We start from the raw sequence: 12142 nt of genomic DNA on the forward strand, positions 1-12142 counted from the left end.
CTTTTTAATTTATGATAAGATATACATAGTGATTGGAGGTATTCCTATGAATTTAAAAGAAAAAGTGAAAAGTCTTCCCTCTTCCCCTGGTGTATATCTAATGAAGGACTCCAATGCACAAATTATTTATGTAGGTAAAGCGAAAAATCTTAAGAATCGTGTGCGGTCATACTTCCAAAATTCAAAATCACATACTCAAAAGATTATTAAGCTTAAAGCTAGCCTAAAGGATTTTGACTTTATACTTACAGATACGGAATTTGAAGCTTTTATGCTTGAATGTAAATTAATCAAGGAAATGAAGCCTATTTTTAATCGAATGATGAAGAGTCCTCAATCCTATATCTACATCAGGATTTACTTGGATAGAGGCTATCAAAGAATGGAAATTTGTAAGAACCCTGATAAACAAGATAGTCTTTATTTTGGCCCATATACAAGCAAGCATACGGTTGAAAAAGCACTTCAAGGAATGAAAGATTTCTATAAAATAAACTGCAATACCCCTTCAAACAAGAATACCCCCTGTTTAAACTATTCCTTAGGTTTGTGTCTTGGAATGTGTAAGGGTGGGGCAGCATTCGATCAGTACAATGAGAGGTTGAACAAAATTCTTGCCTTGCTGCAAGGATTGGATACAAGTCTCCTTAGCGATTTAGAGCAAAGAATGACAGAGGCCTCTGAAAAATTCGATTTCGAAGCGGCATTGAAATATAGAGACACATTGGAGGCAATCCACTCCCTTCTTAATAAAGAAAAAGTAATTGAATTTACCGAATGTAATAAAAATATTGCCGTCATTGAACGCTTAACGGACTGTACCTCTAAACTATTCCTAATTAAAAACAACAAAATAATCTTCAGTGAAAAATTCAGCTGTTCTGAGGTTGAATCGGTTCATAAAACAGTCAAGGCCAAAATTGTAACCATTTTTAGATCGAGTGAAGATCAATCATTAAAAAAAATTAGCAGAGATGAAATTGATACCGCTCAGATTATCTATAGCTATTTAAAAGGGAACAACTGCAGCTATATTATTATTTCAGAACAATTGCTTGAAACTACAAACAATGCTCTTTTAGACGATGAAATATACAGATTAATACAAACCTACACGTTTAATTGATAGATTAAAAATCGTTCATTTGGGTTGCGTTCATGTAAGTATGGCAGAATAATTTCTTTTTTCAATTCAAAAGTGGTGTTATTTTCTAAATAATAAATATAATCTTCTGATGGATAATATAAAATGATTTCAACATCTCGCTCCGCTGTTTCAACCGATAATAAGATATTATTAATGATTTTCATAAAAATTTGAATGGAAAAAGGATTAAAAAAGTAAAATCGATTGTCTACTGTCTCTACCTTATACTCTTCGGCTAGGCAGCAATGAAAATAAATAAGATCATTAATCGGGTGGGTCATCTTTAAATAATTTTTTCGATTTTCAATTGCATCATGGTAATAATCCTCATTCATTTCAATCCCAACAACCGATGCCCGAAAATGGTAATGAATATAAAAGTTTAATCGTCCTTTGCCACAACCAAAGTCAACAATTCGATCATTGCTTGTAATTTTATAGTTGTTAAATAATTCTTCGAGTGCACTATATGGCGTAGGCTCATAACGATGGTAGTGGAAAGACTTATTAAATCCGTTTTGGTCCCCTCCTGTTTTTATCCCCATCAATTTATCATAATAATATTCTTTCATGATTTCACCTATTTTTCGAGTTCATCCCTCACTTTTACGTGAGGGATTTTTTTTATGCGACCTTAATTGCTTTACCAAATGGTACCCTTGGCAAAATAGCGCCAGGTACAAGCCAAATCATTTCATAACTAACATTTTCTATGTCTTCAGAAATAAAGCCAGTTACATCTGTAATATAAAACAGTGTATCGATATTCTCTTCTTTTGCCCACTCAAGAACCAAAGTATATGAAGATTTCCCATGTGTATGGTATTTAATTGTATCACTCTTAACAGGGGACGTACTTCTAATTTTAAAATCTGCTTGTACTAATATTGTATCTGGTTTAATTTGTTCAAACAGTTTTACTATGTTATTGATTAAAATGCTTGGGGCTTCATTCGTGGAAGTGTCAACAGCTAAGGCAACCTTTTTATCTTGACGCTGTTGAATCATTGAAAGTATCGTTTTGTGCCATTTCAACACAACCAACTCCTTTGGAATGAATAAGTGAACCATCTTATTTTGGTTTATTTAGAAGGTGGTTATGATTGGATAATAGCGGTAATCCATGCATCCTTAACTATAAATAAAGGCTCATCTTGGTCCAGCTTAGATGAGCACTTACTTGTATTACTTCTTGTTATCATTCAGTTCATCAATTAATTGCTTTGTTCGTTTCGCATTCCCTTCTGCAAAGTTTTCGAGACGTTCCTTTAGCTCATCATTATCATGAATCCGCTCTGCTGTAATAAGATATGTCCGCATTAAATTTTCTTCTGTTTCAATTGCATCTTCAAGAACGTCTTTTAGTACTTCCTTTTCTTCTTCGTTTTTACCATTAAACAAATTGAGACCCATCCAGAAAACCTCCTTTTCACTTTTATCGTTCTCTTTTCCATTTCCAGATATCCAGCTAACCAACAATATCTTCAAACTTGCCATTGGTAATTAAATCGCATAAGATTGAATTGTAGACGATTTATTTTTTAAAGAAACCATGTTCCATAAAATAAGGGGGAATTTACTTTGACAACAATTTATGACTTTAGTGTAAAAATGACTAATGGTATGGAAAAATCCTTAATGGATTACGAGGGCAAGCTATTGCTTATTGTAAATACCGCCAGTAAATGTGGTTTAACACCCCAATTCAAGGGACTTCAGGAGCTATATGAAAAATACAATGAGGATGGCCTGGAGATTTTAGGCTTCCCATGTGATCAATTCAACAATCAAGAATTCGCTAATATTGAAGAAACCACTCAATTTTGCCAAGTAAACTACGGTGTAACCTTTCCAATATTTTCAAAAATTGATGTGAATGGCACTAATGCAGACCCTCTATTTACTTATTTAAAAAACCAAAAACCAGGGGCACTTACCAAGAATATCAAATGGAATTTCACAAAATTCCTTGTCGATCCTACTGGTCAGGTGATTGAACGCTATGCTCCCACGACTGAACCAAGCCGGATGGAGAAAGATATAAAAAGATTATTGTCCTAATTATTTAAAGTAAGGTGATCATCATGGAAGACTTCATGTTATTAAAGAATCAACTTTGCTTTGCCGTATACGAAACAGCAAGTGAATTCAATAAGTTATATACTGGTGCACTTCAACCATACGGCTTAACCTATCCACAATATTTGGTACTATTAGCCTTATGGGAAAAAGCTGGTGTTACAGTAAAAGACTTAGGAGAAAAATTGAGTTTAGGTACTGGAACATTGACCCCTATGCTAACTAGAATGGAAGCAAACGGATGGATTAGAAAAGAACGTTCTAAGGCAGATGAACGCAGAGTCTATATCCATTTAGAAAAGAAGGCACTCGAAGAAAAGCAAGCGATTATCAAAACGATCAGTGAAAAAATTCAATCCTGTAGTATTGAACTCGTGGAATATAAACTGCTAATGGACGGATTGCATCAATTGAATATTAAGTTGAAAGAACGGGAACATTACCATTACAACAATGACAGTAGATAACTTCAGTTACAAAAAACAACACTTCGCTTCTAAAGTGGAGGAAGAGGGAACCATTATGTCCCCTCTTCCAAAAAATCTATTATTTTGAAACTCTATAAATTTACTATTAGTGGACTTTATTTTAGGCCAAAACAATTTTTGACTTGTTTTTAGCAATTTCTGCTGCCACTTCGACGATCATATCCTCTTGTCCGCCAACTACTTTTCGTTTTCCTAATTCAATGAGAATATCACGTGAGTCAACACCAAATTTTGTCGCAGCACGTTTTGCATGGAGTGCGAAGCTTGAGTATACACCGGCATATCCAAGTGTTAAGCTATCTTTTGTGATTTCTTGTGGTGTTTGTAAAATAGGTGCCACGATATCTTCAGCCAAGTCCATCATTTTATATAAGTCTACTCCGGTTTTAATTCCCATCCGTTCACAAACTGCAACTAGTACTTCTGTTTGTGTGTTACCTGCTCCAGCACCTAGGCAGCGAACACTACCATCAATACGAGTAGCTCCCTCTTCAATGGCCGCAAGAGTGTTAGCCATTGCAAGTGATAAATTATTATGGCCGTGGAAACCAACATTCACACCAATGGATTGCTTAAGAGCACGAATCCGTTCGCGGACTTGATCAGGAAGTAAGTAACCAGCAGAATCAACAACATATACTGTGTCCGCTCCATAGCTTTCCATTAGTTTTGCCTGTTCTACTAATTTAGCAACAGGTGCCATATGATTCATCATTAAGAATCCTACTGTTTCCATTCCTAATTCTTTTGCATAGGCAATGTGTTGTGGAGCGACATCAGCTTCTGTAACATGCGTGGCAATACGTGCCATTTTTGCCCCTAAATTAGCCGCTTCTTTTAATTCATGTAATGTACCGATCCCTGGTAAAAGAAGAACAGCAATTTTGGATTTATCTGTAACAGATACTGCTGCTTCAATTAATTCCATTTCATTTGTACGTGAGAGCCCATATTGTAATGATGATCCAGCTAAACCGTCTCCATGAGAAACTTCTATAAAAGGAACATTTGCATCATTTAATGCTTTGGCAATTTTAAGTACTTGATCCACTGTATATTGATGATTGATGGCATGGCTTCCATCACGTAAGGCTACCTCTGTGATAAGAATATCTTGTTTATTTGTCATTATTATTTACCCCTTTCTACAGCTTAAACTGTTTCTTTCGTTAATAGTTTATTAGCAAACGCTTCGGCAATTTTAACACCAGCAGATGTCATGATATCTAGGTTTCCTGCATATTTAGGTAAGTAATCACCAGCACCCTCTACCTCAAGGAAGATGGTTACTTTATTTCCTTCAAAAATAGGCTCCGTGCGGAGTCGATAGCCAGGAACATAAGCTTGAACCACTTTTTCCATTTCAGCAATCGATTTCCTAATTGCTTCATCGTCCATTTTTCCTTCTTCAACAAGTGTATAAACGGTATCCCGCATCATAATCGGCGGTTCCGCTGGGTTCAAGATCATAATCGCTTTTCCTTTTTTCGCACCACCAACCTCTGCAATCGCACGTGAAGTTGTTTCCGTAAATTCATCGATATTAGCACGTGTTCCTGGTCCTGCACTCAAACTTGCAATTGTAGCTACAATTTCTGCGTATTCTACTGGTACTACACGGTTTACTGCATGGACCATTGGAATTGTCGCCTGACCACCACAGGTAATCAAATTGATATTATCTTTATCTAAATGTTCATCAATATTAACAGCCGCACATACATATGGGCCAACAGCTGCAGGTGTCATATCAATTACTTTTATGCCTGCCTCTTTTAACACTTTTGCATTATAAAGATGTGCTTTGGCTGAGGTTGCATCAAAAACGATGTCAGCCTTTAATGCTGGGTCTGCAAGAAATCCATCAATCCCCGTATCCACACCTGCATAACCTAATTCTCTTGCACGGCGTAACCCGTCTGATTGTGGGTCAATCCCAATTACAGCAGTTAATTCTAATAGTTCTGATCGTCCAAGTTTGATCATTAAATCTGTACCTATGTTCCCCGAGCCAAGAACGGCAACTTTTATTTTTGACAAAATAATTCTCCTCCTAGAATTTATGGTTTTATTTTTTTCTCTAGTTTTTCTATAAGATGTTTTTACCTCGATACCCTAAATCACTTGAAATCTCTGCTGCAGCTCTTTTTATTCCTGCAATTACTTGAGGAAGCCGATTTTCATCAAGCCTCATTTTAGGTGCAGCACAGCTGATTGAAGCGATTACATTTCCTTGATGATTAAAAATCGGAGCAGCTATACATTTAAGTCCTAACTCAATTTCTTCATCATCGACCGCATAGCCTTGCTCTCGGATGGAATGAAGCTGTTCTTTAATCTCCTCAATATTTGTCATCGTGTATTTTGTGAAAGACTCCAAATTGATTGATGATAAGATTCTATTTGCCTCATTTTCATTTAAGTGAGCAAGGATCGCCTTTCCAACACCTGTACTATGGAAGGGAGCTCTTTTTCCAATATGAGAATAAATGGTAAGGGCACTATGTCCTTCTACCTTTTCAATGTAAATAATTTCATCCCGTTGTAACGAAACTAAGTGAACGGTTTCATTTAGTTCATCAACTAAGTCTCTAATAATAGGTCTTGCAATTTTTCCAATATCGAGATGTTTTCCAACAAAATTGCCAAGTTCAAAAAGCTTAATTCCTGGTTTATATTTCAAATCCTCAGGATTTTGTTGAAGGTAACCTCTATGTTCCAGGGTTTTGATAATACCGTGGACTGTACTTTTTGATAAGTTTAGATTCTCACTAATCTCTTTGATACTTAGTTCTGGTTTAGTAACCAAAAATAATTCAAGGATATCAGCGGCTCTTTCAACAGACTGAATTAAACGTTCTGACACAACCACCCTCCTTACGTTCGACATTATCGAATGGCATTCGCATTTATTAAGAACAATCTAATCGTAACTCTCGTTCATTATTCTGTCAATATTCCAAATAGTTTAACTATTTGTTTTTTATTTCATAATCAAAAAAAATAAGCCTGATTTCCAATAGAAATCAGACTCTTTTTAAAACACTAACTCATCCCCAGTATTGATTGAGTCAAGCACATTCACAACTATATTTGGATGAACAAAAATAATACTTCCCGTAGGCTAGCATTATCTTGTCCTTCTAGTAAACCATCCCTAATGCTATTTCATGTACCACAATAAGTTTTGTAGGGCTGGGCTGATTGCTCAGGAAGTGTACAGTAATCGGCCTGTTCTGGAGAGTGAGCGAATGGGTTTGAAAGGATATCAAGGAGCTGTCCCATTACACTGTAGTCTTCTTGATTCACAGCAGCATCTAGTGCAGCCTCCACCCGGTGATTCCGAGGAATGACCGCAGGATTGCTGCTACGCATTAACTGAAGTGAACTAGCCTTAGATTCCTGCTGCCTGCCTAGTCGCGCCTGCCATTTCTCAGACCAAGCTTTAAATTCTGGAGTCTCCATTAAGACCGTATCCTCAGGCTTTTCAAACGTTAAGGCACGGAAAGTATTAGTATAGTCCGCCTGATACTTCTCCATCATACCGAGGAGGTCTTCAGCAATGGTTACGTCCTGATCCTCTTCATTAAATATCCCCAGTTTTGCTCTCATACCTGAAAGCCAATTTCTTTGATACAACTCCATAAATCTTGATATCTCATCCTGTGCCAGTTTGACAGCTTCTTCCTGATTATCATGAATAAGCGGCAGAAGAGTTTCAGCAAATCTCGCTAGATTCCAACCAGCGATATACGGCTGATTGCCATAAGCATAGCGGCCTTGGGTATCAATTGAACTAAATACAGTTGCTGGGTCATATGTATCCATAAAGGCACATGGACCATAATCGATGGTTTCACCACTTATCGTCATGTTATCGGTATTCATTACACCATGGATAAAGCCTACTAGTTGCCATTTGGCAACGAGCGCTGCCTGACGTTTAATCACTTCCTGGAGTAGCGCAAGATAGCGATTCTCATCCGTTTCGATATCTGGATAATGGCGATTGAGTGTGTAGTCAGCCAGAATCCGGAGTTCTTCGATTGTTCCCCATTTTGCAGTATATTGAAAGGTACCGACGCGCAAATGGCTGGCCGCTACACGGGTTAAAATCGCACCAGGCAAGGTCCTTTCACGGAATACAGGCTCTCCCGTTGTCACAACTGCTAGACTGCGGGTAGTAGGGATCCCTAGCGCATCCATTGCTTCACTTATGATGTATTCGCGCAGCATCGGTCCAAGCGATGCTCGGCCATCGCCTCCGCGAGAGTACGGGGTTCTACCTGGACCCTTGAGTTGAATATCAAATCGTTCGCCTTTTGGGCTGATTTGTTCCCCCAGCAAGATCGCTCGGCCATCCCCCAATTTTGTGAAATGCCCAAATTGATGCCCTGCATATGCTTGGGCAAGCGGCATGGCCCCTTCAGGTATCCGGTTTCCAGCAAAAACTGCTGTACCATTTTCACTATCGAGTTCCTGACCATTTAAACCTAAGTCTGCTGCCAATGAATGATTAAGTATAATCAGACTGGGTGTTTGTACCGGAGTTGGGTCGGTTCTAGTAAAAAATAAGTCAGGCAGACGGGCATAACTGTTATCAAAGTTCCAGCCTATTTCTTTTCTTTCTGTAGCCATCGTATCCCCTATTCTTGTTTTGTCTTTTTTACTTTACACGATTATTATAGGTGATTTTCTTTAGATTATAAAAAATTCCTGTTACGAAATTTTTATTGAACGGGTTCTATAGTTAAGAAATCATCTCCAAACCAAGGAAAAGAGCAACCATTTGGGTTGCTCTGTTTGTTTTTTGTTCATTTAAGATTCCCTATATTTTAGTGCTAATCCTTTTAAGAAATTCCTAGCGAATTTATCCCCGCACTCTTTATAATTCTTATGCCCTTCTTTTCTTAATAAAGCGCCAAGTTCTCCTTTTGTTACGGTTATTCCTGCATTTTCGAATATTTCCAGCATATCCTCAGTAGTTAATGCCAGCGCTATTTTTACTTTCTTCAACAAGAGATTATTAACGTTTGCACTTTTCTTTAATAACGGTTCCGGTGTATCCGACTGTACTGGTTTGGGCTCCTGTTTCCCTCTTTTAAAAATTATAAGGCCATTTAAAAATGAATCGAACATACTGTTATTACATTTTATTTGATCGTCATATTCGGCTTCATCATCTGATTTTGTGAGAATTTTTATCACCTCGGGAACTGTTACTTCCACGCCGCCAAGGTTAAATATTTCTGCCATTTCTTTATTTTTTATTTCTAGTGCATATCTCAATCGAATTAGTATATCATTATTATCCATCTATAAGTCTCCTTTATATTTATGTTCCATCTTATACTGTCATTTTCCAACTTGATAAAGCTAGCCAGTCCTCTCGCTCCTCATAATCGGGTAGTATTTTACCTACAAGGCGCCAAAAGGAACGATCATGATTCAGATGGACCAGATGGCACATTTCGTGAACGACAACATAATCGATTACCTTCTGAGGGGCCATCGCCAGCTTCCAATTGAAGGTTAACTGCTGCCTTGAATCGCAAGTTCCCCAGTTGCTGTTATTATCCGAGATGCGGATAGACCGTGGTTTAACTTTAAAATGTTTTTGATAGGAACGAACACTCCTCTCTACCAACATTTTACATTGCTGATAATAAAACCGTTTTAAGGCTTGCCTTATTTTTTCATCCTCAAGTTGTTTCACATATATATTTAACTTATCCCCTTCAAAGACTACATAGTCTTGCTGGATTGTTATATCATGTGAGACCTGAATAGGATATTCGTTACCTAAATAAAGAAAGAACTCACCATGATCATAGACCTTTATCTTTTTCCCAAGCAATCTATCCTTCATTTCCTTGGATTTCAGCTGGACCCAGTCCCATTTTTCCTCAATGAATTGAAGCACAAGTTCATCGGATGTCCCTTTTGAAACCAGAACTTCGACATTGCCATAAATATCTATAGTAATGCCCATCGATGTACGCTTTTTATAAACAATCTCAAAACTAACAGTCTGGCCTAAATAATTATGTATCATTTAATCACCTGTAAATATGACAATTGAAAAAATTAAATACAATAAAAATATACTTATTTCTTTCTTTATCATTAAATATTAATTGTTCTGCAAGAGCAAGAGATTTGTCACTGAAAAGCACTATAAAGGACAAATCTCGCCGAATGCATAAGAGATTTGTCCTTTATAAACGTTATAAAATACAACAATAAAAGAATGTAATATAAAGAAAGACAGATCATCTGCCTTTCTTCACTTTTTATTCACGTCATTCATCCGTACCAGTGATTTCATGTTTTTATTTATCTAACATCGATTCTATTTTGCATTCACATCAGGTTGGTGAATTCCGAATACATTGCCTTCGGTATCTGTATAGTATCCTTGCCAGGCCATTCCTGGCAGGGCATATTTAGGCATTGCGACCTGGCCGCCATTCTCAATAATTTTAGCTTCCGTTACATCATAACTTTCCACACCCATTGTACAAGCAAATGCATTTAAAGCTTGGTTTGTTTCCGGCGGAGCACTTTGACGCTGCATTAAAGCACCATTGATCCCAAGTTCATTTTCATCGCCAGTTACTGCTCCAAAGTAAGGCATTCCTGCATATTCACTCCAATCTTGAAATGACCATCCGAATACCTCTCCATAAAATTTCTTTGCCCTTTCCATATCATCCACATGAATTTCGAAATGAACTACTCTTCCCATAATTTAATAGCCTCCAATATTTGATAAAACCTTTTCTTTAAATGAATTCGGTTGTTCTCTTCCAATTCCCTCCCTATTATCGTTAAGAATATGGAATAATATTCAATCTGAATAAGTTTATATATAACAATCCAAAGGGCTAGTCCTGCTTAAAAGTCACCCCAAGATTATGCTAAAATAAATGTATTAACCATTTTTACAATGATGAGGGAAGAATTTTACCAGAACAAAAAACACGATTCACTGTTGAGGAATCGTGCCAGTTTCGAGATAAAAACAAAACGTATTAATTTGATAGACAAAAATATATATAATCCGTAGGTACTCCCCGTTCACCCTGTTGACGTAGCATCGCTGTCACGTTCCCGCGATGATAGGTTCCATGATTCACTACATGGTGAACGAGATCAGCAAGTATAAACTCAATACGACCATATTTAGGGTGTTCAGTGATAATGCTACATTCTAGATCTTTCTGCTCTTCAAAAAAGCTGTAAAATTCCATAGAAAGCGCATCATAGAACGTTTCAAGATCATCTATCGATGCTCCCAATGCTTTTGACTTTCGATGCTCAACTTCCCTAACAGTATCTTGGAAGCTACTTCCTTTCATCGTCTCCAACCAAGTAATGTCTGTTGCATAAAGATGAATCATAACATCTGAGATTGAAGAGAAAACACTTTTTACATTCTCGTTATAAACCTTATCAGGTAGTTGCTTCAAGTGCCTAATCACTTGTTGGTTAGCCCAAACGTGGTAATCGTACATTTTCTTAGCTCGGTTATTTCCCATTAACTCAGCCCTCTCTTTTTTTACTTCGAAAAAGACTTTAGAACGTAAAGGTATAATTAAATTGGTTTGCTTTATGAACAATTTGCTTCTAAAAATCGATAATGCTGCTTCGGTATTTTACCTATTGTCATATGAAAATCTAGTATTTAACATACAAAAATAAATGACTAAACTCTAACAGTATCTACTTTCCAGCTCTTTTGCAGTTTTCGAATATAGATGATTTGTCCAATGTGATATGCGTTATGAGTGGAGACATTTCCTAGTATCTCCCACCACTTCACATTCACAGGGAAACCCTTTACTTCACTTTCGACTTTTTCCTCAGTTAATAAGTCTTGCCATTGCAACAATACCTCTAATAGTCGTTCTTTTAATTCATTAAAATTTTTATCCTCCGGAATTATAAAGCTCTTATTATTATTACCAATAGAAGGCACAGCATCGACATGAGATTTTTGGTACCTGGTTTGCCACGTTTCATTCCAATAAAATAGATGCTGCACAATTTCAGCGATACTATTACAATCATTATCAGGCTTCCAAAACGCATCTTTCTCTGACAAATTTTCAACCGAGTCAGAAAATGGAAGGTACCAGCTAGGATCATTAGCGTTTGCTAATAATTGATCGGATAAAACGTCTTTTGCATGAAACATGCTCACCACACTCCTAATAAATTGTTTCTGAATTAATCGCATTGAAAACCAATTGAGAGTATAACTACGGCTTCAAATGTCATAAATAGCCCACCTAATTTTATATATTCTCTTTTATAAAGTTAATCCCTTTATTATTCTTGCATAAGTAGAGGACAGCCCGTCTTATCCCAATATATTTCTTCTGCCTTGAACCAGATATTAGAGGCCTGCCTTACTCCACTAACA

At 36.9% G+C, this 12142-nt stretch carries 15 protein-coding genes; 3 read left to right on the forward strand and 12 right to left on the reverse strand.

Features of this window, described 5'->3' with window-relative positions:
• Window positions 1–46 precede the first annotated feature (46 nt).
• Window positions 47–1126: a GIY-YIG nuclease family protein gene (locus tag ACJ004_RS07500; RefSeq protein ID WP_410892212.1), complete on the forward strand. Its 1080-nt coding sequence runs from the start codon at window positions 47–49 to the stop codon at window positions 1124–1126.
• On the opposite strand, the gene ACJ004_RS07505 is transcribed toward ACJ004_RS07500, so the two are convergent.
• From ACJ004_RS07505 to ACJ004_RS07515, 3 genes are all read right to left on the reverse strand, one after another.
• The gene (locus tag ACJ004_RS07505; RefSeq protein WP_410892213.1) at window positions 1111–1719 is read right to left on the reverse strand and encodes a class I SAM-dependent methyltransferase; all 609 of its coding nucleotides are present in this window, start codon (window positions 1717–1719) and stop codon (window positions 1111–1113) included. The two genes, ACJ004_RS07500 and ACJ004_RS07505, sit on opposite strands and share 16 nt — an antisense overlap.
• Window positions 1720–1771: 52 nt before the next feature.
• Window positions 1772–2182, reverse strand: a complete 411-nt coding sequence (locus tag ACJ004_RS07510; RefSeq protein ID WP_410892214.1) for a vWA domain-containing protein — start codon at window positions 2180–2182, stop codon at window positions 1772–1774.
• Window positions 2183–2332: 150 nt separating this feature from the next.
• Window positions 2333–2560: a hypothetical protein gene (locus ACJ004_RS07515; protein WP_410892215.1), complete on the reverse strand. Its 228-nt coding sequence runs from the start codon at window positions 2558–2560 to the stop codon at window positions 2333–2335.
• A 168-nt stretch (window positions 2561–2728) separates the two neighbouring features.
• On the opposite strand from ACJ004_RS07515, the gene ACJ004_RS07520 reads away from it, so the two are divergent.
• Together ACJ004_RS07520 and ACJ004_RS07525 are read left to right on the forward strand one after the other, a co-directional pair.
• The gene (locus ACJ004_RS07520) at window positions 2729–3208 is read left to right on the forward strand and encodes a glutathione peroxidase (protein WP_410892217.1); all 480 of its coding nucleotides are present in this window, start codon (window positions 2729–2731) and stop codon (window positions 3206–3208) included.
• 23 nt (window positions 3209–3231) lie between these two features.
• Window positions 3232–3693: a MarR family winged helix-turn-helix transcriptional regulator gene (locus ACJ004_RS07525; RefSeq protein WP_410892218.1), complete on the forward strand. Its 462-nt coding sequence runs from the start codon at window positions 3232–3234 to the stop codon at window positions 3691–3693.
• 121 nt (window positions 3694–3814) lie between these two features.
• Here ACJ004_RS07525 and dmpG read toward each other — a convergent pair whose 3' ends face one another.
• The 9 genes from dmpG to ACJ004_RS07570 form a co-directional block, all read right to left on the reverse strand.
• Entirely contained in the window at window positions 3815–4843 is a 1029-nt protein-coding gene (gene dmpG, locus ACJ004_RS07530; protein WP_410892219.1) for a 4-hydroxy-2-oxovalerate aldolase, read from the reverse strand.
• Between the two features lie 23 nt (window positions 4844–4866).
• Entirely contained in the window at window positions 4867–5754 is an 888-nt protein-coding gene (locus ACJ004_RS07535) for an acetaldehyde dehydrogenase (acetylating) (RefSeq protein WP_410892221.1), read from the reverse strand.
• Between the two features lie 49 nt (window positions 5755–5803).
• Window positions 5804–6580 (reverse strand): IclR family transcriptional regulator, encoded by a 777-nt coding sequence (locus tag ACJ004_RS07540; RefSeq protein WP_410892223.1) that lies wholly within the window; start codon window positions 6578–6580, stop codon window positions 5804–5806.
• A 302-nt stretch (window positions 6581–6882) separates the two neighbouring features.
• Window positions 6883–8352, reverse strand: coding sequence for a protein adenylyltransferase SelO (locus tag ACJ004_RS07545; protein ID WP_410892225.1), 1470 nt, complete (start codon window positions 8350–8352; stop codon window positions 6883–6885).
• A 180-nt stretch (window positions 8353–8532) separates the two neighbouring features.
• Window positions 8533–9030 carry a YehS family protein gene (locus tag ACJ004_RS07550; RefSeq protein WP_410892227.1) on the reverse strand — a complete coding sequence of 166 codons (498 nt, stop codon included), beginning with the start codon at window positions 9028–9030 and terminating at the stop codon, window positions 8533–8535.
• A 31-nt stretch (window positions 9031–9061) separates the two neighbouring features.
• A complete protein-coding gene (locus ACJ004_RS07555; RefSeq protein ID WP_410892228.1) occupies window positions 9062–9769 on the reverse strand; it encodes a M48 family metallopeptidase in 708 nt (235 codons plus the stop codon).
• Between the two features lie 297 nt (window positions 9770–10066).
• Window positions 10067–10462, reverse strand: a complete 396-nt coding sequence (locus ACJ004_RS07560) for a VOC family protein (RefSeq protein WP_410892230.1) — start codon at window positions 10460–10462, stop codon at window positions 10067–10069.
• A 286-nt stretch (window positions 10463–10748) separates the two neighbouring features.
• Entirely contained in the window at window positions 10749–11255 is a 507-nt protein-coding gene (locus ACJ004_RS07565) for a DinB family protein (protein ID WP_410892232.1), read from the reverse strand.
• Window positions 11256–11422: 167 nt separating this feature from the next.
• Complete coding sequence (locus ACJ004_RS07570; protein WP_410892233.1) at window positions 11423–11914, reverse strand: DinB family protein; 492 nt, start codon at window positions 11912–11914, stop codon at window positions 11423–11425.
• Window positions 11915–12142 lie beyond the last annotated feature (228 nt).

It is taken from the genome of Neobacillus sp. 204, assembly GCF_046562815.1.
GTDB lineage: Bacteria > Bacillota > Bacilli > Bacillales > Cytobacillaceae > Neobacillus.

Coding starts and splice junctions, on each gene's coding strand:
- ACJ004_RS07500 (WP_410892212.1), top strand. CDS start 47: ATGAATTTAAAAGAAAAAGTGAAAAGTCTTCCCTCTTCCCCTGGTGTA.
- ACJ004_RS07505 (WP_410892213.1), bottom strand. CDS start 1,719: ATGAAAGAATATTATTATGATAAATTGATGGGGATAAAAACAGGAGGG.
- ACJ004_RS07515 (WP_410892215.1), bottom strand. CDS start 2,560: ATGGGTCTCAATTTGTTTAATGGTAAAAACGAAGAAGAAAAGGAAGTA.
- ACJ004_RS07525 (WP_410892218.1), top strand. CDS start 3,232: ATGGAAGACTTCATGTTATTAAAGAATCAACTTTGCTTTGCCGTATAC.
- dmpG (WP_410892219.1), bottom strand. CDS start 4,843: ATGACAAATAAACAAGATATTCTTATCACAGAGGTAGCCTTACGTGAT.
- ACJ004_RS07545 (WP_410892225.1), bottom strand. CDS start 8,352: ATGGCTACAGAAAGAAAAGAAATAGGCTGGAACTTTGATAACAGTTAT.
- ACJ004_RS07550 (WP_410892227.1), bottom strand. CDS start 9,030: ATGGATAATAATGATATACTAATTCGATTGAGATATGCACTAGAAATA.
- ACJ004_RS07555 (WP_410892228.1), bottom strand. CDS start 9,769: ATGATACATAATTATTTAGGCCAGACTGTTAGTTTTGAGATTGTTTAT.
- ACJ004_RS07560 (WP_410892230.1), bottom strand. CDS start 10,462: ATGGGAAGAGTAGTTCATTTCGAAATTCATGTGGATGATATGGAAAGG.
- ACJ004_RS07565 (WP_410892232.1), bottom strand. CDS start 11,255: ATGGGAAATAACCGAGCTAAGAAAATGTACGATTACCACGTTTGGGCT.
- ACJ004_RS07570 (WP_410892233.1), bottom strand. CDS start 11,914: ATGTTTCATGCAAAAGACGTTTTATCCGATCAATTATTAGCAAACGCT.